This window comes from Clostridium sp. LS (genome assembly GCF_002760435.1).
Classification (GTDB): domain Bacteria; phylum Bacillota; class Clostridia; order Clostridiales; family Clostridiaceae; genus Clostridium.
Window position 1 is genome coordinate 79,136 of sequence record NZ_AUUU01000013.1, and the last position, 23,445, is coordinate 102,580.

Sequence of the window (23,445 nt, forward strand, 5' to 3'; positions counted from 1 at the left end):
CTTGCTTTATGGAGTATGTAAAAAGGAGGACAAAATATGAGCAAGATAATGTCAGTTGAACAAGCGATTTCCTTAATAAAAAGTGGATACACAGTAGCAGTTGGAGGATTTATTGGTGCTGGACATCCTGAGGCGATTACTAGGAAGCTTAAGGAAATATACCTTGAGAAAGGTAGTCCAAATAATTTAACTCTTGTTTATGCAGCTGGTCAAGGAGATGGAAAAGAAAAAGGCTTAAATCATTTAGGTCAGGAAGGTCTACTTTCAAAAGTAATAGGAGGACATTGGGGGTTAGCTCCTAAGGTTCAAAAGCTGGCAATCGAGAACAAGATAAAAGCTTATAATCTTCCTCAAGGAGTAATATCAAGTCTTTACAGAGATATTGCAGCAGGAAAGCCAGGAACAATTACTCATGTGGGTTTAAAAACTTTTGTAGATCCAAGGGTTGAAGGAGGAAAATTAAATAATTGTACTACTGAGGATATTGTAAAGGTAATTGAAATTGATGATAAAGAGTATCTCTACTATAAAGCTTTCCCTATAAATGTGGCTATAATTAGAGCTACCTATGCAGATGAAGAAGGAAATGCAAGCCTTCAAAAGGAAGCTGCAACTCTTGATGGCCTTGCAATGGCTCAGGCAGCCAAGAATTCTGGTGGAAAAGTTATTCTTCAAGTTGAGAAAATAGTTTCAAAAGGAAGTTTAGATCCAAAGCTAGTAAAAATTCCAGGAATACTTGTTGACGCTGTAGTTGTAGCTAATGCTGAAGATCACATGCAGACTTTTGCTGAAGCATTTAATCCAGCTTTCTGCGGAGAAATAAAAATGCCTGTAAATTCTATTAAATGTCTTCCAATGGATGAAAGAAAAATAATAGCAAGGCGATGTGCAATGGAGCTTGTGCCCAATGCAATCACTAATCTAGGAATTGGAATGCCTGAGGGAATTTCAATAGTAGCAAATGAAGAGGGAATAGGAGATACTATGAGACTCACAATTGAATCTGGTCCAATTGGAGGAATACCAGCAGGCGGCTTGAGTTTTGGAGCGGCTATTAATCCAGACAGTATAATAGATCAATCATCTCAATTTGATTTTTATGATGGTGGAGGCTTAGATGTAGCATTTTTAGGACTTGCCCAATGTGATGAAAAAGGAAATATTAATGTAAGTAAATTTGGTCCTAAGATAGCAGGATGTGGAGGATTTATAAATATAACTCAAAATGCAAAGAAGGTTATTTTTTGTGGAACCTTTACTGCAGGAGGACTTAAAATTAATGTTTCTGATGGTAAGCTTTTTATTGAAAATGAAGGTAAGTCAAAGAAATTTATAAGAAATGTTGAGCAGATTACTTTTAGTGGAGATTATGCAAGAGACGTTAATCAGCCAGTTCTTTATATAACTGAAAGAGCAGTTTTTAGATTAACTAATGCTGGGGTGGAACTAGAAGAAATAGCTCCAGGAGTGGATTTACAAAGAGACATTTTAGATCAAATGGATTTTAAGCCAATAATATCTGAAAAATTAAAGATAATGGATAAAAGAATCTTTGAAGATAAATTTATGAATCTAAAGTAATGTATTAACTCAAATAAAAATTAGACATGGATAAAGCGGTTAATAAAGAAAAAATAAAATAATGGAGGTTTTGTATATGGCAGTTATAGGAATTTTATTAAGTTTAGCGTTATTAATGATTATGGCTTATAGAGGGTTCTCAGTTATTGTTTTTGCACCTATATTTGCAATTGCAGCAGCTATATTTTCTGGAATGGCAGTTATGCCAACTTATACAGAAATATTTCTACCTAACTTGGGGAACTATGTAAAAGTTTACTTTCCATTCTTCTTGCTAGGTGCTGTATTTGGTAAAGTTATGGAACAATCTGGTGCAGCAAAATCTATTGCAAAATTTATAGTTGAAAAATTAGGCAAAAAGCGTGCAATGTTATCTGTAATTTTGTCAGCTGCTATTTTAACTTATGGTGGTGTAAGTCTTTTCGTTGTTGCATTTGCAGTATACCCATTTGCAGCATCTATATTTAAAGAAGCAGATATTCCAAAGAGACTTGTTCCTGCGACCATTGCTGTTGGTGCTTTCACATTTACTATGGATGCACTTCCAGGAACACCTCAAATTCAAAATTCTATTCCAATGAAGTTTTTCAATACAGACCTTTATGCAGCTCCTGTATTTGGAACATTAGGTGCAATTCTGGTTTTAGTTTGTGGTGTATCTTATCTTGAGTGGCGTAAACGTAAAGCTCAAGCAAATGGGGAAGGTTATGGAGAAAATCATAAAAATGAACCAGTACTTGTTGAAGATGGAAGTTTACCAAATCCGTTTATATCTGCATTGCCACTAATATCTGTACTTGGAGTGACTTTAATATTACAAAAATTAATATTTCCTAAATGGGATATTGTTTCTTGGGTTACTAAAGCTCCTTATAATATTCCTGAAGCAAGTGTTGTAGGTTCAATGAATAACTGGGCTTTAATGATTGCACTTGTATTTGGTATTCTTCTTGCAGTTTGTATTAATCCAAAGCGTATGAAAGGTAACTTGGCTTCAGCAATTAATGCTGGTGCAATAGGATCATTATTAGCTGTTATGAATACTGCATCAGAAGTAGGCTTTGGTAATGTTATAAAAACTTTACCAGGATTTCAATCTATAGCTCATGCATTAACAAACATTAATCCAAATGGAAGTCCATTACTTTCAGAAGCAGTAACAGTAAATACTCTTGCTGGGGTTACAGGTTCTGCATCAGGTGGAATGAGTATTGCACTTGATACTTTTGGTAAGGAATATTTAAGCTGGGCAAACAGTGTCGGAATAGATCCACAATTGCTTCACCGTGTTGCTGCAATGGCATCAGGTGGAATGGATACATTACCTCATAATGGAGCTGTTATAACTTTACTTGGAATTGCAGGCTTAACCCATAAACAATCATATAAAGATATATTCGTAATTACTTGTATTAAGACAGGAACAGTATTTACATTAATAGCATTGCAAAGTATATTCCACTTTGTTTAATAGAGATTTAAAAGCACATTAAATTATTTTGGTTATATGCATTATAAAAGGAGGAATAGCAAGTGAAAGGCTTAACTATAAAAGAATTAAATATTGGTGATAAAGCATCTTTTCAAAAGACCATTACTGAAACTGATGTATACTTATATGCTGGTATAACAGGAGATTTGAATCCAGCACATATTAATCAAGTTGAGGCAGAAAAAACAATGTTTCAAGGAAGAATTGCTCATGGTATGTTAACAGCTGGTTTAGTGTCAGCGGTACTTGGAATGCAATTGCCAGGTCCAGGTTCAATATATCTTGGACAAGAACTTAAATTTATGGCTCCTGTGAGAATTGGTGATACAATTAAAGCAGAAGTTGAGGTTATAGAAAAGTTTGAAGATAAGAATAGAATAAAATTAAGTACTATATGTACAAATCAAAATGGTGTTGAAGTACTAGTAGGTGTTGCAACTATAATGCCGCCAAAATGAAGACAAGCCTTCTGATAAATAGTGTAAATTTCATTTGTTTGAGATTTACACTACTTTTTTATGTGTATCCGCATGTTAATTAAAAATATAGAAATCAGATATATTTGTAGCTAGAGTAAGAGGAAAAACAAAATGTAATTTTTAAAATGTGAATAATTTATATTCCAAGTTCAAACAATAACTAAAAAATTGTTATCGTTTTAAGGGGAGTTTTATTTATGAAAAAAATATTCACTTTTATTGTTATTATAAGTCTTATTGTAATAATAATTGGATGTGATACGCATAACAGTAAGATTACAACAACAAATATTGCACCAAGTAAGGATAGATTGGAAACAATAAAAGAAAAAGGAGTATTAACTTTTGCCTCAGCGAATGACCCACCTTTTGTCTATATAAATACTGAAGCAAATAAGCTTAGTGGAATTGATGCTGATATCATAGCTGAAATTACAAAGCGCCTTGGAATTAATAAAGTTGAGCTAAAGGAAATACCATTTGCAGACCTATTAAATCAACTAAATGCTGATGAGAGTATAGATCTAGCTGCAGATGGAATATATATAACTCCCGAGCGCCAAGAGATAGTATCATTTACTCAACCACGATATAAGGAGACAGAAGCTGTTATTGTTCCAAAAGCCTCAAAAATTAATTTTAAGGATGATTTGAAAAATGCAGTAGTTGGAGCTAGAAGAGGCACAAAATTTGCAGATTTGGTAGAAAATTGGAGAAAAAATAACTTAATAAAAGATGTAGTGATTTTCGAAGATACTCCTAAATTACTGAATGCTTTAAATAATGGAGAAATTGATGCAGGAGTATCTGATTCTACTTTGGTAAAATATTCTTTAAAAAACAAAAGCTTTAATTTAAAGACGTTAAGAGATTATACTCCTGAACTGGAATAGCAGTTAAGAAAAGCGATATTACATTATTAAATGCTCTAAATGAAAAAATTAATGAGATGAAAGCTGATGATACGTTGTATGCTATTCTTATAGAGAACGGCTTAGATAAAAATGATATGGTTTGAAGCTAGTGACACAAGAATATACAAAAATAATGTTCTTAGAAAATTGAATAGTGTGATATCTATATGTATATTATAATTATTAATAAATGAGTACTTTTTTTAAAGTTTGAAGGAGGAAAATAAGTGCGAATAGGATGGATAATTATAATTGCAGTTTTAATACTTGTTATATTTAGAGCATTAAAAACTCATTTTGTGTGCCCTAAATGCGGTGAAAATTTTAAGATAAGCATTTTTAAATATATATTTACCATACATTTACTGGGTAAACGTATGGCCAAATGTCCTAACTGCGGACATATTGAATTTTTTATCCCGAAGTGGGATAAAAAATAGCAAACCATATATTGGCATTATTTAAATGCAGAAAGGATTTATGCAAAGTATACTTATTTGAAAATTGAGTAATGAGATATTTACTAAATATGTTATAATTAATATAGGATAGTAACTATAAGATCAACTATTAATTGAGTAGTTGTATGTTTTATGAAAGGAATGATGAGAATGGCAGAAGTAACAATGTGTCAAAGTTGTGGGTTGCCGTTTAACGAAGAACACGCGCATTTCATAGCAACAGAACAAGATGGGAGTAAGAGTATTTACTGTACAAATTGCTATAAAGGCGGGAAATTTATTGAACCTGATATATCCATGGAAGAAATGATTGAGATAATTGTGCCTATTTTAGGAAGAGCACTAGGCGAAGAAGAAGCAAGAAAAGAAATGACAACTTTATTGCCAACTCTTAAGCGTTGGAGATAAGCATAATCCAAGAAAAACTTAATACATAATATTCATTTATATTATAAATAAATATTAATAGTAATTGTAAAGTCGCATTGTTCAAAAGATTGGATTTGCGATTTTTACTGTGCAATTTATTAAATGTTTTATATAGGGGTGATGAGATGAAATCAATACCTAATTGCATATCAGCCAGTAGAATAATTTTCTCTTTTGCTCTTATTTTGGTTAAACCATTGAGTGTAGATTTTTATATAATATATATCATTTGTGGATTTAGTGATATCATGGATGGACTTATTGCTAGAAAAACTGGTACAACAAGTAAAGTTGGAGCAAAACTTGATTCTATAGCTGATATGATTATGATTGGTATATTATTGTTTTTGCTTTATCCGATTATAAATCCCAAAATTGAAATTATTATTTGGGTTATTTTAATTGGCATTATTAGACTAATAGGGATTAGTGTGGCTCTAAAAAAATATAAGACATTTGCAAGTATTCATACCTATGGAAATAAAATCACTGGTATGATTTTATTCATATTTCCAATTTTATTTCCATATATTCATACAAGTATTTTAATTTATATAATTTGCGTTGTGGCAAGCGCATCAGCAATTGAGGAATTAATTATTCAGCTGACATCATGTGAGCTGAAATTGAATAGACAAAGTATATTCAAGAAATAAGTATAAGCTATTACTTAAATCATATATATTCCTCTTTCTTACTAAATGATTTATTTAAAAGGAGAAATAGCTACTTCTCCAGTACCGAGCACTACCCCAATATCTCCTTCGTGAAGAGTTCCTAGTTTTAAAATTTCATCCGTTTCATCTAAGTGTATAAATTGCATAAGCTTACCGCTACTATCAACTGTTATTAAAGTAGCAGTAGTATTTGGATTTACAAGTTTAGCATTGACTCTATACCCATCAAATAAAGAAAGTGAATAGATACCTTGTTTATAAGTAGTTGAAATAGGGAATATTTGTTGTTCCGAAACTTCAGCAATCGGAGATGGTTGTATTTCTGAAATTATAGTAAAGGTGAATACATATATTAAAAATACCATTAAAAGTTTCTTTGTTTTCATAACACATACCTCCGTTTATTATTATTTTGCTTTTTTATCAAAATATACACTCCATGAACAGATAAATTATTAAAACTGTGATTAGTTAATATCAACATAATATTTTAGAAGTATAGCTTTAGGTATAGTAATTTGTCATATTTTTTATACGCAGTTCTACTGTGCGACAAGAAGTCGCTAAATAATAGCGTTTCCATAGGAAACTATGCTAGTCATTGAGCACATTCCCGCTCAAAACTGCGTTTCGAGTAATTGAAATGTGGGTTGCATGAGAGTTAAATGCCTAATGTAGAACATAGTCACATTGAACTACAGGGTTAGGGAAAGAATGAGAATGTGTAAACAGTTGTTGAACCTTTGTAATTTTCGTAATGCGTAAATAGGCCAAAGTGACTGATAGGCTTATATTATGGATAGGAAAGGGTGAATAGTAGTTCAACCATGTAATGACCCATATATCCATCGGAATATAGAAGGACACTTAACTCATTCGTATCTATTATTAGTGGAACTTGGTAAGCCCTATGTGCTCCTTTACTAGGTAGGACAATCGCAAGAAAGTCACAATGTGCAGAGGGTATGGGAGTGTGGAGAAAGCGAACGCCGACAGGACGAAAGTCCAGAGAAATAAATAACTCGTTGGATAGGAGTTCAAAATTTGCTCTAACTTGAAAGAGTGCAGACTTCCACATGGTCGTCAACATGATAAAAAAAACGGAAAGTAATTAATTTAAAATGAGGAGTTTAGTTATGGAAACTTATATAAAATTTAATAAGTCGGCTACTGCTCCACAGGTTTACGATTGGAACTCTATTAACTGGAGGAAAATCTATAAGTATGTGAAGAAATTGCGACAACGGATTTTTCATGCCGAACAGTTAGGACAAAAAAGGAAAGTCAGAAAACTTCAAAGATTAATGATTAGAAGTAAAGCGAATTTACTTCTTTCGATTAAAAGGGTAACTCAAATAAACAAGGGTAAACGAACCGCTGGAATTGATAAGATGATAATAATTAATGATAATGAAAGAATTAAACTATACAATCTAATTAAAAATTATAACGTTAAATCTATAAAAGTCAAACCAGCAAAAAGAACTTACATACCTAAGAAGAATGGGAGATTAAGACCATTAGGGATACCAATAATCAAAGATAGGATATATCAAAATATTGTTAAAAATGCACTGGAACCACAATGGGAAAGTAGATTCGAATCTATTTCTTATGGCTTCAGACCGAAACGAAGTGCACAAGATGCAAGACAGCAACTTTTTATCAAACTTCGTGCCGGAACGAAAAGGCAATGGATATTTGAAGGAGATTTCAAAGGGTGTTTTGACAATCTAAATCATGAGTACATAATATCATGTTTAGACAAGTTCCCATGCAAAGAAACCATTTTAGAATGGCTTAAAGCTGGATATATCGATAATGATGTATTTAATGAGACAATAGCCGGAACGCCTCAAGGCGGAATAATATCACCATTACTTGCAAATATAGCATTGCATGGAATGGAGGAAGAATTAGGGGTAAGTTATAAGCACAGTACAAATGGATATTACTTAGAACCGAATTCCATAGGAATAGTGAAATATGCTGATGACTTTATAATACTATGCAAAACTGAAAAAGATGCTAAATCAATGTATGAGAAATTAAAGCCCTATTTAGAAAAGAGAGGTTTGACTTTAGCTGATGATAAAACTAAAGTTACTCATATAAATGAAGGTTTTGATTTTCTTAGTTTTAATGTAAAGAAATATAAAACAATGCGAGGAACGATATTATTGATTAAGCCATCCAAGGCAAGTATTAAAAAGGCAAAACAAAAAATCAAAGAAGTATTTGATAGATACAAGGGTAATCCGGTTGGAGTTATTATAACTAAACTAAACCCAATCATAAGAGGTATAGGAAACTACTGGTCAAGCTTTGTATCAAAAGAAGCATTTAAAAAGATAGACTATTACATATGGATTAAAGTAAGAAAATATCTGAAGTTCATGCACCCTAAAAAACCGTGGAAATGGATTATTAAAAAATATTTCAGCAATGATATACATGGCGTAAGCACTGCAAAATGGTTATTAACAGATAAAAGCATGAAAAATTGCCAACTGATGAAAATGCAATGGATACCTATAATAAGACATCAATTGATTAAATATAAGAATAGTCCGGATGATGGAACATTGAAAGAATACTTCATGAAAAGAGATGAAAAAGAATTTAGTAGAAACAATATTTTGAGTAGGCAAAAATTAGCAAAAAAATGCAGACATCAATGTAGGATTTGCAATCAATCATTATTCAGCGAAGAAAATTTAAAAATCAATCAAATCGTACCCAAGGTACTTGGCGGAAAGGATGTTTACAGAAACTTTGAGATATTACATGAAAGTTGTCATGCCCAACATCAAAAATTATTGAAAAAATATGGTGGAAACAAACAACTTAGTAAAATCAAGAAATTTTTTAAGGATAGACAGATAGAGCCATCAAGTAAAGAAGGTATGAAATTGATGAGAGAACAATTTAAGCGTTTTGAATATAACTGTTAGGATAAATGATGGCTTGAGCCGTATGTGGTGAAAGTCACAAGTACGGTTCTTAGGGGGGAAAGAAACCGAGAGGTTTCCGACCTACCCGACATGGCTAGTAGTTTGTAGATTAGATGCAAAAATTCACAAAAGTGTTCTTTGAAAATTAACTAATGGGATGTTTACAATATATGCTATAATTTTATTATAATGGATGATGTTATAAATTAATAAAATGATAGGGGGAATACTTAAAATGGATATTGAAAGACACTTCATTCAAGGTAATGGGTTTGAAATACCAAGTATTATATTAAAACCAAAAAATTCAATAGGTTCAGCTGTTATTGTACATGGATACGGTGGTTGCAAAGAAGAACAACTTGGCTTAGCGTTGAGAGTAGCTGAAATCGGAATGACAACATGTGTCATAGATCTTAGAGGTCATGGGGAAAACGAACTTCCTTTAAATGAAAATGTACCTTTAGATGTTGAAACTGCAATTAAATACTGCCGTTGTTTTGGAAAAGTAGTTGCAATAGGTCATTCTTTGGGAGGACGTCTTTCACTTTTGAGTGGCGCAAATTATGTTATTGGTGTATCACCTGCATTAAATAAAACGTTTAGCAATCAAACAAAAGAAATATTAAAATCATTAAGAAGTTATAGAGTAACAGAAATAAATCCTAATATAAATTGGGATATTCTAAACAAACTTGCTGAATGGAAATATGATAGTAATAAGCATGTTCAAATTATTTTTGGTTCTCGTGATGTTCCAGATATAATATCTACATGCAATAAGTTAAAAGAAAAAGGAGTTCCAATAGTACAAATAGATAAGGCATTGCATAATGATATTTTTTTATTAAATGAGACTTTTGACAATATAGTTAATCAATTAAAAGAATGGTTTCAATAAAATAAATATTAGACTATAAAATTGCATATCAAGATTTGCGACTTTTTATTGCGAAATTCTAAAATGTTGAGTAGTTTGTAGATTTGGTGTAGTAGTTTTAACTTAAATTAATTACACTTTATTTGAAATATGTTATTTATGAGCTAATAATCACTTAAAAGAACTTCAATATTAATAAGTTAAAGGGGGATTCAATATGAAAAAGTTAGGAGTTTTATTGATTATAATTATATTAACATCAATGATTGGATTTGGATGTAGTAGAGCAAGTAATTTGTCTTCAGATGATACTTCAAGCAAACCTTCGACAGAATTAAAAGAAGGTAATGATTCAACTGAAAAAATAGTTGATGAGAACCTAGATAAGTATTTCGAGGGGTTTGATGGCTGTTTTGTTTTATTTGATCAAAAGAAAAATGAATATTCCATTTATAACAAAGAAAAAAGTGAAAAGCAAATTTCTCCTTGCTCGACGTTTAAAATCGTTAATTCCTTAATAGGACTTGAAACTAATGTTTTACAAGATGAGAATACCACCTTTAAATGGGATGGAACAAAATATCCAATCGATACGTGGAATAAAGACCAGACATTACAATCAGCAGTTTCAAATTCAGTTGTATGGTATTTTCAAGAGGTTGCATCAAAAGTTGGAGAAGAGAAAATGAAAAGTTATCTTGATAAATTAAACTATGGTAATAAGGATATATCTGGCGGCATAACAAAGTTTTGGTTGCAATCATCTTTGAAGATTTCTCCAAAGGAACAAGTTGATATGTTAAGAGAATTATATAATAACAAGCTTCCTTTTTCAGATAAAAATATTAATGTTGTTAAAAAGGTTTTAATACTTTCAAACCAAGATGGTGTAATTTTTTCTGGTAAAACTGGTTCAGGTACCTTTGATAAGAAAGGCATAAATGGATGGTTTGTAGGTTATGTTGAACGAGATAATAATGTATTCTTTTTTGCAACCAATATAGAAGGTAAAGATAATGCATCTGGTGCTAAAGCGCAACAGATAACTACGCAAATATTAAAAGATAAAAATATCTTATCATAGATTTACAGACAGGGCATAAAACGAAAGGTTGCAATAACAGTTTTTTCAGCTTAGGGTTGAATGAAAACAAGAAATATTTGACAATGGAACGTATGTTTGCTAAAATTATTTTGAAAGTATAATAATATATTTCATACTATCTATGAAGTTAAATATAAATAGTTAGGAGAATAAGAATGTCAATTATTAAAGTAAATGGAATAAATTTAAACGTTGAAGTTCAAGGTTACGGACAACCTTTAATACTTATACATGGGCTTGGCTGCGATAATACTCAATGGGAGCGCGAAATAAAAAGACTTTCTAAAAATTTTAAAACTATTGCATTAGACTGTAGAGGGCATGGGAAATCAGATAAACCTACGAGTTATACATTAAATGATCATATTCAAGATATTTTATCTATAATGGATACTTTTGAATTTTCAACTGTAAATCTTTATGGAGTTTCAATGGGAAGTTATATAGCTCAAGGTGTAGCAATCTCACAGCCTAATAGAGTAAAAAAGCTTATTTTGACAGTTCCTAAGTCAAATGGATTAACATCATCAACTCAGAGGCTGATACAAGAGCATGAAGATGAATTAAAGAAATTAGATGAGCTAGAAAAATTAAAGTTTTTTTATAAGTTTATATCATATAATCCAGATGACATATTTTCAAAATACCCTAATATTCTCTCAAGTACATTGACCCCTGAACAAACTTCAGCAGCAAATAAAGCATTAGCTGGATTTGATTTTAGGAATAAATTACATTATATAAAGGCAAAAACGCTCGTTATAAGTGGCAAATATGATTGTTTGAATCCACCTTCTGAAGGAAAGTTATGTGCATCATTGATACCAAATGCAACCTTTATAGAGATGCAATATTCAGGTCATATACCTATGATTGAGGAACCAGAAAAATATATTAAAATTATTGAAAAATTTCTAAGTAAATAAATAAGGAGTGAATAGAATATTATGAAAGTTATGGACTAATTGCTTTGGAAATGTTATAATAGTTTTGGACTAATCGTTCCAAAAATGTCACAATTTATTTAAGAAGGTGGAAAACAAATGGCAAGACCAAGAGAATTCAACAAAGAAGAAGCTTTGAAACAAGCTATGAAAGTATTTTGGAGAAAAGGCTATGATAGTACTAGTGTTTCCGATTTAACTAAAGCCATGGGGATAAGTCGTTCAAGCATGTATGAAACTTTTATAGATAAACAAAACTTATTTATTGAAACAATGAACTATTACTCTCAGTTAGTTGGTTCGAGAAGAACTGTTATTTTTAATACTGTCAAATCGGTAAAGCAAGGCGTGAAGGACTACCTTGATGAACGAATCAATATGGCTTTAGATGAAGAATATCCAGGAGGATGTTTTATCACCAATACTGCTACATCTCTTGAAACTGCTGATGAGAGAGTTAAAACTGCAATTAAACTTAGTACAGAAAAAATAGAAAACGAATTTTTTGCTTTTCTGGAACTGGGAAAAACTAAAGGCGAAATTGGAGGAGACAAAGATACACGCGCCCTTGCAAGATTTCTCTTAGGATTGACAAGCGGAATTAATGTTGTTGCTCGGGTGCAAAAAAACCGTAAGGTATTGGAAGATATGGTAAAATGCTCATTGGATATATTGGGGTAATTTTTTATACATTATGGAATGATTGGTCCAAAATTATTTTATAATCAAAAAAGGAGGTCTCTAGATGAGTTTTCTTTATGTTGATAAAAAAGATGTAACAAGATGGAATATGTACTTTAGGTTGTCCGTATGGGGTTATCTATTTAAGTGAAAAGAGTGGGTATCCTAAGCAAGCAGATGATGCAGAAGAATGGTGTATGGCATGTGGTCATTGTGTTACCACATGTCCCACAGGAGCCTTGTCAATTTCAAAACTTTCTAAGGAAAACTGTTCTGAAACTAAAGACGAATTAGATATTTCAAAGGATGCAGCATTGCAGTTTCTAAAGTCCCGGCGTTCAGTTCGAGCATATAAAGAAAAAGCTATAAACAATGATATTCTTTTTAAAGTTTTAGACACAACGCGATGGGCAGCTTCTGCTGGTAACTTTCATTCTGTTCACTGGTTGATGATTGAAGACACAAATGAAGCACGAAAATTGGCAGCTCTAGTTATAGAATACCTGCGAAAAGAGGAGCCGAATCATAAATTCATACGTGCATGGGAAGAAGGGCATGACATGGTTTTTCGAGGAGCACCACATATAGTTGTTGCTCATGCTTCAAAAGATAATCGTTATGCTGCAGTAGAATGTATCATAGCTACCACTTATATGGAATTGGCAGCTCATGCATTTGGACTTGGTGCGTGTTGGTCTAGTACTCTTCAGCGAGCTTTTAACGGTTCAATAGCTGTACGGGAATTTTTTGATCTTCCACTTGAACATAGTGTGTATGGTACTCTTATGATTGGATATCCAAAAGTTAAATATCGAATGATTCCTGAGCGCAGCCCAATTAATGTAAAGTGGAGATAAGATTACTTTTAAGGAATAGCCTGCTAATTATTTATAACTTTTGAATTTAAGCTAATATAATCCACATCAAAATACGAAAATTTTATTGGGGGAATGTATAATGAATATTAACCGACAATTAATCCAGGGTAATGGGTTTACAGTTCCTAGTATTCTAATAACACCTTTAAATTCTATAGGTGCTGCAGTAATAATTCATGGAATTGGTAGTTGCAAAGAAGAACATCTTGGGTTTGCTTGGAGAATGGCAGAATCAGGATTTACTACTTGTGTTATTGACCTTCGTGGTCATGGTGAACATAAACTTGAATTTGACGAAAATATTGTTTTAGATGTGGAGGCTGCAATTGAGTATTGCCGACGTTTCGGGAAGGTAGTTTCCATTGGTCATTCTTTAGGTGGGCGTCTTTCGCTCATATGCAATGCTGATTATTCTATTGGAATATCTCCTGCGATTTATAAAACTATATGCGATCAAACGATAGAAAACCTGAAAATATTTAGAAACCATAGAATACGCCAGACTTTTTCTAATGTTGAGATCTTTAATAAAATTCCAATGTGGCAGGTAAGTGAAAATAAACCCACAATGATATTTTTTGGCTCACGCGATTCCCAAGATATTTTATTGGCATGTGATAACTTAAAATCCACAAATGTATCGGCTATTAAAATAAACGGGGCATTACACAGCGATATTTTTTTACTTGAAGAAACTTTCGATAAGGTAATAAAGAAGTTGAAAAAATGGTTTTGAAAATTTACTTGCTGTAGCGAGACAATTAGGAAAAATGCTTGCTTGTTGTTAAGTTTTCTGATTAATGTAATACAAATCTTAAATACAATTGCTGGATTTCTATTAATTTGTTTGGGTATTAAAATGTGTAAAGTTATTATATTAATTTGTAATACTTTTATTCATAATATTATCATGGTAAGTATTTTGTGGATTTGATAAAGTAAATTAAAATAAAGTCTTTTAAAACGGAACAGTATGAAATTTACAAAATATTCTATAATTAACTGGAAGATAAGTGGTGATTTATGCTGCAAAATTTTGAAAAGAATATTTATATATTATGAAATATGAAGAGGAATATTATTGTGAAAGAATTATCTGAAATGACATTAGAAGAACTACAGAGGTTATTGCCTATCATTCTTAAAGAACATAATTTTGACTATAAAGTTTGGTATGAAATAGAAAAGAGACAATTAATCGATAAATCTGGTGAATTGATATTAAGGATAAATCATATTGGAAGTACTGCAGTAGAAGGACTGATAGCAAAGCCAACAGTTGATATACTAATGGAGATTTCCCGAGATAGTAATATTGATGAATTAAAAGAAAAACTTTTATCTATGGATTGGCTATTAATGAATTCAGCAATTTCTTCTAAATTTAAACAAACATATAATAAAGGGTATACTAAAATGGGGTTCGCAGAAAAAGTGTACCACCTACATGTTAGATATCAGGATGATTGGAATGAACTATATTTTAGAGATTACTTAATTGAATATCCAGAAGTAGCAAAAGAGTATGGCAAATTAAAACTTGGATTTTGGAAAAAGTTTGAGCATGATAGAGATGGATATACGGAGGCAAAGAGTGATTTTATTTCAAGTGTTACTGATAAAGCAAGAAAAAAATATGGAGATAGATATGCTTAACAAATTTTATTGTGCAATTGAACAATATCCAGGTTGCGATGAACTAATATAGTGGATATCAACAGTATTAAGAATACATTTATTGGGGCATCAAATTAAAGAAAAAGAGAAGTATGAAAGAAAAATTATAGCATGGCTTGAACTTGTGACAGCAGGCACTAAAGAAAAGACTGCTTCAATGGCAAAATTAGATTTAGCATCAATGTATAGGGAGAAAAAAGAGTATGAAAAGGCCCAGGAAGTATTAGATAAAATTCCGGAAATAAAAGTAGATAAAAAACTCAACAAGCATTATTACTTGAAAGTAGAGGTGAAATTGATGAAGCTTATGGCATTTGGGAAAGCAAATTATGGGGAAATGCTCATGAAACATTGATTACATTATCTTTTATAATAAAGCTGCTATATAAAGAAAAGAAATTTAGTGAGGAATACATAGAGCGTGCTAAAAAGGCTGCTGAAGTATTTGATTTTGGAGCATATCATAAATATGAATTAGATTTATGGAGTGCAATAGAAAAACGTGATGAAGAAAAAACTATAGAAATGATTATAAATATGGTAAATGAAGCGGGTACCATGGATGATTCTATGAAATCAAAACTATATAAGCATATGAAATTTGATGTGGCTCATAATATAAGTAAAGATAAATATAAAAAGTTAGTAAAAGGGGCATTAAAAAAAGAAAGGATATTGATTTTGTCAAAGATGATTCTAGGATAAAATTTCTATTGGAATAGCGCTAATGAACTTATTAATTCAAAATCAAATAAATTTATTAATTAATAAGAAATTGTGATGAAGTCTACAGTATACTCACCTGGTTTATTATATTACAAATAGAAACTAACAAATTAATTAGATAAATTGCATACTTTAAGGAGGAACTAAGAGTAAGATATTTTTTATTGGAGATACTCATTTTGGACATAGTCAAATTATTGATTGTGAGAAAAGACCTTTTGTTAATGTTGAAGAGATGGATAAAGAATTAATTATTAGATGGAATTCTGTTGTAATGGATGAGGATACGGTTTTTATGGTAGGAGACTTTTCTTTTCATGATAAGGAAAAGACAACAGAGATATGTAGTAGTTTAAAAGGAAGAATGATATTAATTATGGGTAATCATGATGATAAGCAAGAAGAGCATTACACAGATTGCGGTTTTCATAAGGTATATGAATATCCAATAATTTTAGAAGGATTTTGGATGGTTTCTCATGAGCCATTATATTTAAATAAGAATATGCCTTATGCTAATATTTATGGTCACGTGCATGGAAATGAGATGAATGTAGATTATTCAAAACACTCATTTTGTGCATGTGTGGAACGTATTAATTATACTCCTATTGAATGGGGCGAAATAAAGGCAAGAATTTCTAGCATTAAATAAAATAATAAAATTCAATGCAGCTTTAGCTGAAAAACTGGGGTATCATTTTGATAAAGAGTATATAGCATATGAAATCGCGAACTATACGGTACAAGAATTTTGTTACGTCCTCATAAATTTAATAATAGCTTGCACTTTCATGGTATTTGTTGACTATGTTTACATATTGTATTATATTAAAAATAAATGAAAAACTTTGCGAAATTCTTAATAAATATTTAAAAATATTAAGAATTTAATTACTGGGGGGCTATAAATGAAAGAGATTAATATGAAATATGGACAAGGGAAGATGAAGGCTTTTATTAATGAGAATAATATTCTTGAAGTAATTGAAAGCAATGCTTTTAAACAAGATAAGACTGAAAATGAAATTATTTCTGAAGCATTGGATAATCCTATTGATAGCGATAAACTAAGAAATATAGTACATGAAGGTGAAACAGTTTGTATAATAATTTCGGATATTACAAGAAGTTGGCAAAAACCACATGAATTTTTATATAAAATTGTTGAGGAGTTAAATGCTGGTGGAATTAAGGATGAGGATATTTTATTCCTATCTTCGCTGGGGACTCACAGAAAGCATACTAGGGAAGAACACGAAATACTTTTAGGGGAAAAGCTATCAAAAAGATTTGAAGTTTATGATCACGATTGCTTTGATGAAGAAAGCATGGTTTATCTAGGTGATACAAGTCATGGAACACCAGTTATAGTAAACAAAAAAGCCGTTGAATGCGATCATATTGTTATTACAGGAGCTATTATTTATCATTTCCTTGTTGGCTGGTCTGGAGGGAAAAAATCAATACTACCTGGTATTGCGTCATTTAAAACAATATCAATAAATCATTCACTTTCTTTAAACGATGGCTTTGGAAGTGGGACAAGGGCCAGCGTATGTTCAGGTAATATTATAGAAAATCCTGTGCATGATGATATGATGCAGGCAGCTGCCATGGTAAAACCAAGCTTCATGTTTAATGTAGTAATGGGACCAGATGGAAGTATTGCTGGTGCAGTAGCTGGAGATTACATAACAGCTCATGAAGCAGGAAGAAAATTAGTTGATAGTATCGATGGTGTTAATATAAAAAAGAAATCAGATATAGTTATTGCCAGCGCGGGAGGAGCACCAAAGGATATAAATCTTTATCAATCTATAAAAACTTTAATAAATGCAAAGGAAGCAGTAGTTGACGGAGGTACAATTATAATACTTGCTGAATGCAGTGAAGGTATTGGAGAAGTTAAAGATATTAATGATATGATATTGAATTTTAATAATATGCTTGATAGAGAAAAAGAACTTAGAGAAAATTATACTATCTCAAAATACGTTGGATACTTTTTTTGCGAGACTGGTGAAAAGTACAAACTAATTTTAGTTTCAAAAATTGATCCTTCATTGCTTAAAAATACAAAGATTATTTTGACTGAAACATTAGAACAGGCACTTGAAATTGCTTATAAAGATCAAAATAAAAATCTTACAATTAACCTTATGCCTCACGGAGCTAGTACACTTCCAAAATTAGCTTCAAAATAATTTTATTATTATAGAAAAAAAGGGATACCAGCTTAATATATAGGTATCCCTTTATAATATATACTTAATAATAAAGTTAAATTATGCATGTCCAAAATTAGTTAGCTGGATATACTAAATTTTCTTCTTTTATGTTTAATAAAACTTCGTTAAGGAACTTATTTGCTAAATATTTTGCCATTGGTAAGTTCATGTCTAAATAATTGCCGCAATCTCTAGCGGAAGCGCCAGGAATGTCTCCTTCAAATTCAGCCATAAATTTATATAGTTCTGTAAGTAGAGGAACTATATCTTTAGATTTATAATCTCCATGTAAAATTAAATAAAAACCTGTTCTGCATCCCATTGGTCCAAAGTAAACAGTTTTATCTGCAAACTCTTTGTGATTTCTTAAGAATGTTGCAGCTAAATGTTCAATTGCATGCATTTCTGCAGTATTCATAGTTGGCTCATAATTAGGCCTAGTCATTCTTATATCAAAAGTTGTAAGAACTGTTTCACCAAACTTATCTTGTCTTGATACATATACACCTGGAATTAGTTCTAGGTGGTTGATTGTAAAACTTGCTATTTTTTCCATTAATCTCACTCCTATATACTAGTTATCAATAATAAACTATTTAATTGTAGTTATTGAAACCTTATTTAGATTTCTATTATTAAATTTTAGCATTTGTAATTTCCTTTATCAATATATTGTTTACGAAAAAAATTTAAAGTTATTACAGTATCATAAGATATAAGGGAAGATTTGTAAGAATTATAGTATAATAAGAAGAGGTTATTTTTAATTACAAGGGAGTAAATTCACATGGAAAGAATGACAAAACATTTGATTGTAATATCCTTTGATGGATTATCAACTTTAGATTTTGAATATATAAGTTCTTTATTTAATTTTAAAGAGTTTATTAAAGATTCATCCTATTGTAAAAAAGTTTACAGCGTGTATCCTTCACTTACTTATCCAGCTCATGCCACAATAGTTACTGGAAAATATCCTAAAAATCATGAAATAATAAATAACACATTGCTTCAGCCTGGCCGAAAATCTCCTGATTGGTATTGGCAAAGGAAATATATTAAGGGAGAAACTTTTTATGATACTGCAATTAATAATGGAATGAAAGTTGCAGCACTTCTTTGGCCTGTAACAGCTAAGTCAAGAATACAATATAATCTGCCTGAAATATTTGCAAACAGACCTTGGCAAAATCAAATTATGGTTTCTATTTTAAATGGAAGTCCATTATATCAAATTAAACTTAACAATATGTTTGGTGGCTTGAGGGATGGAATAAAGCAGCCAAATCTTGATAACTTTACCCATCAATCTCTTTTGTACACAATAAAAACGAAAAAACCAGATATAACATTAGTTCATTACACAGATTTGGATACTATCCGTCATAAGTATGGATTTTATTCTAGGGAGGCAAAGGAAGCACTTATAAGGCATGATAGCAGGCTGGGAGATATTGTTGAAACCTTAGTGAAAAATAATATGTATGATCAGTCAACAATAATAGTTTTAGGAGATCACAGCAGTTTAGATGAAGATATGGTAATTAATTTGAATGTACTTCTTAAAGACAATGATTATATAAAGGTTGATGATTCAGGAAATATAATAGATTATAAAGCAATCGTAAAAAATTGTGATGGTTCAGCTTATTTATATGTGAAAGATAGATCAAATCAAAAGCTTATTTCTGAAATTAAAGATTTAATTAATAATTTTAATAAAGAACATGAATGCATAGAAGCAATTTTTACAAGTAATGAAGCTAAGGACTTTGGTGCAGACCCTAATTGCGCATTAATGCTTGAGGCAAATAAAGGATATTATTTTTTAGATAATTTAAACGGTGAGGTAATAAAGAAAATTCAGCCTCATGAATCTGAAAGTGAACATGATATTACAAGTTCAACTCATGGATATTCTCCATTTAAAGAGGATTACACAACAGTTTTCATGGCTAAAGGTTGTGGAATCAAAAAGGGAACTGTTATTGAAAAAATGAATTTAATTGATGAGGCACCAACTATAGCAAAGTTATTAGGTTTCGAATTAAAAAATATTGATGGAAGAGTTATTGAAGAGATTTTAGAGTAAGTGAATGCCTGAATTTTTAAAAAAGTAAATTTATTCCAGGTTTGTAATATACAATTAACATATGTATGATAGAATAAAAAATTATGGGAGGAGGGAAATAATATGATTAAGCTAAATAAAACTGAGAAAAGCTGGGCTCTGTATGATTGGGCTAATTCTGCGTACAGTATGACGATAACATCAACAATTCTTCCTTTATACTTTAAGCAGATATATGAAAATTCAGGAGGAAGTCCAGCAATGTCAACTGCCTTTTGGGGATATGCAAATTCCATAGGAACACTTATAATAGCAATTCTTGCTCCAGTCCTTGGAACAATAGCTGACTATAAGGGATATAAAATGAAATTCTTTAATATATTCCTTGCTATAGGCATAGCATTTACTGGGCTCCTTGCTACAGTGCCTACTACATTATGGAGCATACTATTATTATTTTATATACTAAATTCAATAGGATACTCTGGAAGCAATATATTTTATGATGCATTTTTAGTTGATGTTACAACGGAAAAAAGAATGGATAAAGTATCAACTATGGGTTTTGCTTTGGGATACATAGGAAGTACAATACCTTTCATAATTTGTATGGCAATTGTTATATTAGCCCAATATAATTTAATACCTATTTCCACGTCTGCAGCTTGTAAAATATCTTTTGTTTTGACAGCAATATGGTGGGGATTAAATACCATACCGATGATAAAAAATGTGAAGCAGGTATACGGTATAGATATCGAACCCAAGCCTCTACAAAGCAGCTTTAGGAGGCTAGGAAACACTTTAAGGAATATAAAGGAACATGAAAAATCCTTCTTATTTTTATTATCATATTTCTTTTATATAGATGGAGTAAATACGATTATAACAATGGCTACTTCATATGGTTCTGATTTAGGTATAAGTAATACAAGCCTTTTGGTGATATTACTGTTAACTCAGTTTGTAGCTTTTCCTTTTTCCATCCTTTATGGTAATCTTGCTGAAAAATATAAAGGAAAGATAATGCTTTATGTTGGAATTATAATTTATATTTTCATATGTTTATACGCTAACTTTATAAGAAATGCTCTTGACTTTTGGATTCTTGCTATGCTGGTAGGCTCATCTCAAGGTGGTATACAGGCACTAAGCAGATCATATTTTGGGAAACTTGTACCAAAAGAAAAATCTAATGAATTCTTTGGGTTTTACAATATATTTGGAAAGTTTGCAGCTATATTAGGTCCATTTTTAGTGGGAATAGTAACTCAAATAACAGGAAAGAGTAATTATGGAGTTTTAAGTTTAATACTTTTATTTATTTTTGGAGGAATAATATTATTTAAAGTACCAGATAGAGATAGTAAAAAGGAGAATATCTCCATTGATAAAAATTTATGAAATTTAAATATATTAAGAAAGATATTACGTTGCACAAGACGTAATATTTTTTTGCTTCAATAGAAAAATTATAGAATTTTGATAGAAAATTTATTAAAAATAAGATGAAAAATTGAGTTGAAATTTATGTGGTTTTAATGCCGTAGAATTTAAATTATAAGGACTAAATTTTTAAGGAAATGATTTAGGCATAAATGCATTTAGATATTTTACTAAGAAAATTTCGCAAAAAACCTTTACAAAATAAAAAAAAGAGTATAGAATGAGTTTGTAAACAGTTACTAAGATTTTAAACATAAAACCAAAACCGGTTTCGTATTTCGAAGGGGATATTAAACTTTTTATTTTGTAAATATCCGAAACGGGTTTCGAAAGAAACTCAATTAAAAACATTTTTTTTTACTATAATTCGAAACTGGTTTCGAAAAGATAAAAGTAAAAATTCTTTTGAAAACAAAACTAATTTTGTACATGTTATTTTTTAGTAAAAATTATTTAATTATAGGGGGAATATCTTATGAGACTTAAGAAAGTAATGTCGCTTGTTTTATCAGGTCTAGTAGCAACTTCATTGATTGCATGCGGATCAAGCAGCAAAACAGCTGAAGCTGGAAAATCAGATCAAGGAAATGGAAAAATAGTAGTATGGACATTGTCCGACGATTTGAAGCAATTTGCAGATCATTACAAAGAACAAAATCCTGGAAAAGAGGTTGAAGTTACAGTAATAGCTCCAGCAGACTATCCAACGAAGGTTACTACAGCACTAAGAGGAAAAGCTGAAGTTCCAGATATTATAGTTGGTGAACCTCAAATGCTTCCAAACTATTTTGAAGCTGGTTTCTGCGAAGATTTAACTAAGGAACCATATAATGTTGGTCAATACAAAGATCAAATTGTAGAATATGCATATAAAGCTGGTACAGATTCAGCAGATGGTAAAGTTAAAGCTTTAAGTTATCAAGTTACTCCAGGTGGAATTATTTATCGTAGAGATATAGCTAAAAAAGTTTGGGGAAATGACGATCCAGCCTTTGTTGCACAAAAATATAAAGATGTAAGCACAATAACTCAAACAGCTAAAGAATTATCAGACAAAGGATACAAAATTTTTGCTGATACAGGAAATTTAAGATGGTTTGTTTATGGTAAGGATCCTCAACCATGGGTTAAAGATAATAAATTAATGATGACTCAAGATAGGTTAGATTATGTAGATGCGGCAGTTAATTTATATCAACAAAAGTTAGTTGCATTCGCGCCAGAATGGTCACCAGCTTGGTATGCATCAATGGCTGGACCAATTCCAATAGATGCTGGTGGAGGAGATCTTAAAGATGTAGATCCAAGTGCAGCTAAAACAGAAGTATTCTCTTATGCATTACCATCATGGGGAAGTCTAATAGTTAGAGATAATGCAAAAGATAATATTGGTAAATTTGGAGTTACAACAGGACCTAACTCATACTTTGCTGGTGGAACATTTATGGCTATTAGCAGCTTTAGTAAAAATAAACAAGCAGCTTGGGATTTCATTAAATATTGCACACTTAATAAAGATACGGCACAATGGTGGATTGAAAAATCAAAAGGTGATGTTGTTTCAAATATTCCTGCATTAGAAGCTAACAAAGATATGTCTAATGATGCTTTTGGAGGCCAAAAGACTTATGCATTCTGGTTAGAACAAGCTAAAAAAGTTGATTATTCACTAGTTACAAAATATGATGATCAAATTGGAAAATTCTTTGGACAAGCAATTGAATCAATTCAAAAAGGTGAAATGAAGAAAGAAGATGCTTTAAAAGATTTCTATAAAAATGTTAAGACTGTTTATCCACAAATAGAAGTACCTAATTAA

Annotated in this window: 23 protein-coding genes and 1 pseudogene; 22 read left to right on the forward strand and 2 right to left on the reverse strand. The window is 31.1% G+C overall.

Annotation, left to right across the window (positions count from 1 at the left end):
• Positions 1 to 36 precede the first annotated feature (36 nt).
• The 7 genes and pseudogenes from COL3_RS03655 (at position 37) to COL3_RS03685 (ending at position 6,012) form a co-directional block, all read left to right on the forward strand.
• Positions 37 to 1,581: an acyl CoA--acetate/3-ketoacid CoA transferase gene (locus tag COL3_RS03655; protein WP_008419276.1), complete on the forward strand. Its 1,545-nt coding sequence runs from the start codon at positions 37 to 39 to the stop codon at positions 1,579 to 1,581.
• A gap of 76 nt (positions 1,582 to 1,657) precedes the next feature.
• Positions 1,658 to 3,052 (forward strand): GntP family permease, encoded by a 1,395-nt coding sequence (locus tag COL3_RS03660; RefSeq protein ID WP_008419275.1) that lies wholly within the window; start codon positions 1,658 to 1,660, stop codon positions 3,050 to 3,052.
• Between the two features lie 62 nt (positions 3,053 to 3,114).
• Positions 3,115 to 3,531: a MaoC family dehydratase gene (locus COL3_RS03665; protein WP_008419273.1), complete on the forward strand. Its 417-nt coding sequence runs from the start codon at positions 3,115 to 3,117 to the stop codon at positions 3,529 to 3,531.
• Between the two features lie 218 nt (positions 3,532 to 3,749).
• Positions 3,750 to 4,570: pseudogene (locus tag COL3_RS03670) on the forward strand (ABC transporter substrate-binding protein).
• Positions 4,571 to 4,693: 123 nt separating this feature from the next.
• On the forward strand, positions 4,694 to 4,906 hold the full coding sequence (locus tag COL3_RS03675; protein WP_008419271.1) for a hypothetical protein: 213 nt from the start codon (positions 4,694 to 4,696) through the stop codon (positions 4,904 to 4,906).
• 153 nt (positions 4,907 to 5,059) lie between these two features.
• Positions 5,060 to 5,335, forward strand: a complete 276-nt coding sequence (locus COL3_RS03680; protein ID WP_242982094.1) for a zinc ribbon domain-containing protein — start codon at positions 5,060 to 5,062, stop codon at positions 5,333 to 5,335.
• A 146-nt stretch (positions 5,336 to 5,481) separates the two neighbouring features.
• Positions 5,482 to 6,012 carry a CDP-alcohol phosphatidyltransferase family protein gene (locus COL3_RS03685; RefSeq protein WP_008419269.1) on the forward strand — a complete coding sequence of 177 codons (531 nt, stop codon included), beginning with the start codon at positions 5,482 to 5,484 and terminating at the stop codon, positions 6,010 to 6,012.
• 50 nt (positions 6,013 to 6,062) lie between these two features.
• On the opposite strand, the gene COL3_RS03690 is transcribed toward COL3_RS03685, so the two are convergent.
• On the reverse strand, positions 6,063 to 6,419 hold the full coding sequence (locus tag COL3_RS03690) for a hypothetical protein (RefSeq protein ID WP_099716554.1): 357 nt from the start codon (positions 6,417 to 6,419) through the stop codon (positions 6,063 to 6,065).
• Positions 6,420 to 7,169: 750 nt separating this feature from the next.
• Between COL3_RS03690 and ltrA the strand changes: the two genes are divergently transcribed.
• The 12 genes from ltrA to larA all read left to right on the forward strand — a co-directional run bounded on the left by ltrA (position 7,170) and on the right by larA (position 18,085).
• Positions 7,170 to 8,987: a group II intron reverse transcriptase/maturase gene (gene ltrA / locus COL3_RS03695; RefSeq protein WP_008419260.1), complete on the forward strand. Its 1,818-nt coding sequence runs from the start codon at positions 7,170 to 7,172 to the stop codon at positions 8,985 to 8,987.
• A 235-nt stretch (positions 8,988 to 9,222) separates the two neighbouring features.
• Positions 9,223 to 9,888 (forward strand): alpha/beta fold hydrolase, encoded by a 666-nt coding sequence (locus COL3_RS03700; RefSeq protein WP_008419257.1) that lies wholly within the window; start codon positions 9,223 to 9,225, stop codon positions 9,886 to 9,888.
• Between the two features lie 196 nt (positions 9,889 to 10,084).
• Positions 10,085 to 10,951 (forward strand): class D beta-lactamase, encoded by an 867-nt coding sequence (blaOXA, locus tag COL3_RS03705; protein WP_008419255.1) that lies wholly within the window; start codon positions 10,085 to 10,087, stop codon positions 10,949 to 10,951.
• 176 nt (positions 10,952 to 11,127) lie between these two features.
• Entirely contained in the window at positions 11,128 to 11,898 is a 771-nt protein-coding gene (locus COL3_RS03710; RefSeq protein ID WP_008419254.1) for an alpha/beta hydrolase, read from the forward strand.
• Between the two features lie 117 nt (positions 11,899 to 12,015).
• Positions 12,016 to 12,597, forward strand: coding sequence for a TetR/AcrR family transcriptional regulator (locus COL3_RS03715; protein WP_008419253.1), 582 nt, complete (start codon positions 12,016 to 12,018; stop codon positions 12,595 to 12,597).
• 107 nt (positions 12,598 to 12,704) lie between these two features.
• Positions 12,705 to 13,454 (forward strand): nitroreductase family protein, encoded by a 750-nt coding sequence (locus COL3_RS29110; protein ID WP_278286619.1) that lies wholly within the window; start codon positions 12,705 to 12,707, stop codon positions 13,452 to 13,454.
• A gap of 100 nt (positions 13,455 to 13,554) precedes the next feature.
• A complete protein-coding gene (locus COL3_RS03725) occupies positions 13,555 to 14,211 on the forward strand; it encodes an alpha/beta fold hydrolase (RefSeq protein ID WP_008419251.1) in 657 nt (218 codons plus the stop codon).
• 347 nt (positions 14,212 to 14,558) lie between these two features.
• The gene (locus COL3_RS03730) at positions 14,559 to 15,131 is read left to right on the forward strand and encodes a GrpB family protein (RefSeq protein ID WP_008419250.1); all 573 of its coding nucleotides are present in this window, start codon (positions 14,559 to 14,561) and stop codon (positions 15,129 to 15,131) included.
• 82 nt (positions 15,132 to 15,213) lie between these two features.
• Positions 15,214 to 15,507 carry a hypothetical protein gene (locus COL3_RS29215; RefSeq protein ID WP_008419249.1) on the forward strand — a complete coding sequence of 98 codons (294 nt, stop codon included), beginning with the start codon at positions 15,214 to 15,216 and terminating at the stop codon, positions 15,505 to 15,507.
• Entirely contained in the window at positions 15,504 to 15,857 is a 354-nt protein-coding gene (locus COL3_RS29220) for a hypothetical protein (protein ID WP_008419248.1), read from the forward strand. The genes COL3_RS29215 and COL3_RS29220 overlap by 4 nt, the downstream gene beginning before the upstream one ends.
• 184 nt (positions 15,858 to 16,041) lie before the next feature.
• A complete protein-coding gene (locus tag COL3_RS03740; protein WP_278286620.1) occupies positions 16,042 to 16,533 on the forward strand; it encodes a phosphoesterase in 492 nt (163 codons plus the stop codon).
• Between the two features lie 256 nt (positions 16,534 to 16,789).
• Positions 16,790 to 18,085: a nickel-dependent lactate racemase gene (gene larA, locus COL3_RS03750; protein ID WP_008419246.1), complete on the forward strand. Its 1,296-nt coding sequence runs from the start codon at positions 16,790 to 16,792 to the stop codon at positions 18,083 to 18,085.
• 97 nt (positions 18,086 to 18,182) lie between these two features.
• Here the strand turns inward: larA and COL3_RS03755 are convergent, their stop codons facing one another.
• Positions 18,183 to 18,665, reverse strand: a complete 483-nt coding sequence (locus COL3_RS03755) for an S-ribosylhomocysteine lyase (protein WP_008419245.1) — start codon at positions 18,663 to 18,665, stop codon at positions 18,183 to 18,185.
• A 231-nt stretch (positions 18,666 to 18,896) separates the two neighbouring features.
• On the opposite strand from COL3_RS03755, the gene COL3_RS03760 reads away from it, so the two are divergent.
• The 3 genes from COL3_RS03760 (at position 18,897) to COL3_RS03770 (ending at position 23,445) form a co-directional block, all read left to right on the forward strand.
• Positions 18,897 to 20,201, forward strand: coding sequence for an alkaline phosphatase family protein (locus COL3_RS03760; protein WP_008419244.1), 1,305 nt, complete (start codon positions 18,897 to 18,899; stop codon positions 20,199 to 20,201).
• A gap of 102 nt (positions 20,202 to 20,303) precedes the next feature.
• Positions 20,304 to 21,584 (forward strand): MFS transporter, encoded by a 1,281-nt coding sequence (locus tag COL3_RS03765; protein WP_008419243.1) that lies wholly within the window; start codon positions 20,304 to 20,306, stop codon positions 21,582 to 21,584.
• A 517-nt stretch (positions 21,585 to 22,101) separates the two neighbouring features.
• Positions 22,102 to 23,445: an ABC transporter substrate-binding protein gene (locus COL3_RS03770; RefSeq protein WP_008419242.1), complete on the forward strand. Its 1,344-nt coding sequence runs from the start codon at positions 22,102 to 22,104 to the stop codon at positions 23,443 to 23,445.

Excerpts from the sequence above, each read along its gene's own strand:
- COL3_RS03655 (WP_008419276.1), top strand. The coding sequence starts at position 37 with ATGAGCAAGATAATGTCAGTTGAACAAGCGATTTCCTTAATAAAAAGT.
- COL3_RS03660 (WP_008419275.1), top strand. The coding sequence starts at position 1,658 with ATGGCAGTTATAGGAATTTTATTAAGTTTAGCGTTATTAATGATTATG.
- COL3_RS03680 (WP_242982094.1), top strand. The coding sequence starts at position 5,060 with ATGAAAGGAATGATGAGAATGGCAGAAGTAACAATGTGTCAAAGTTGT.
- COL3_RS03685 (WP_008419269.1), top strand. The coding sequence starts at position 5,482 with ATGAAATCAATACCTAATTGCATATCAGCCAGTAGAATAATTTTCTCT.
- COL3_RS03690 (WP_099716554.1), bottom strand. The coding sequence starts at position 6,419 with ATGAAAACAAAGAAACTTTTAATGGTATTTTTAATATATGTATTCACC.
- ltrA (WP_008419260.1), top strand. The coding sequence starts at position 7,170 with ATGGAAACTTATATAAAATTTAATAAGTCGGCTACTGCTCCACAGGTT.
- COL3_RS03700 (WP_008419257.1), top strand. The coding sequence starts at position 9,223 with ATGGATATTGAAAGACACTTCATTCAAGGTAATGGGTTTGAAATACCA.
- blaOXA (WP_008419255.1), top strand. The coding sequence starts at position 10,085 with ATGAAAAAGTTAGGAGTTTTATTGATTATAATTATATTAACATCAATG.
- COL3_RS03710 (WP_008419254.1), top strand. The coding sequence starts at position 11,128 with ATGTCAATTATTAAAGTAAATGGAATAAATTTAAACGTTGAAGTTCAA.
- COL3_RS03715 (WP_008419253.1), top strand. The coding sequence starts at position 12,016 with ATGGCAAGACCAAGAGAATTCAACAAAGAAGAAGCTTTGAAACAAGCT.
- COL3_RS03725 (WP_008419251.1), top strand. The coding sequence starts at position 13,555 with ATGAATATTAACCGACAATTAATCCAGGGTAATGGGTTTACAGTTCCT.
- larA (WP_008419246.1), top strand. The coding sequence starts at position 16,790 with ATGAAAGAGATTAATATGAAATATGGACAAGGGAAGATGAAGGCTTTT.
- COL3_RS03755 (WP_008419245.1), bottom strand. The coding sequence starts at position 18,665 with ATGGAAAAAATAGCAAGTTTTACAATCAACCACCTAGAACTAATTCCA.
- COL3_RS03760 (WP_008419244.1), top strand. The coding sequence starts at position 18,897 with ATGGAAAGAATGACAAAACATTTGATTGTAATATCCTTTGATGGATTA.
- COL3_RS03765 (WP_008419243.1), top strand. The coding sequence starts at position 20,304 with ATGATTAAGCTAAATAAAACTGAGAAAAGCTGGGCTCTGTATGATTGG.
- COL3_RS03770 (WP_008419242.1), top strand. The coding sequence starts at position 22,102 with ATGAGACTTAAGAAAGTAATGTCGCTTGTTTTATCAGGTCTAGTAGCA.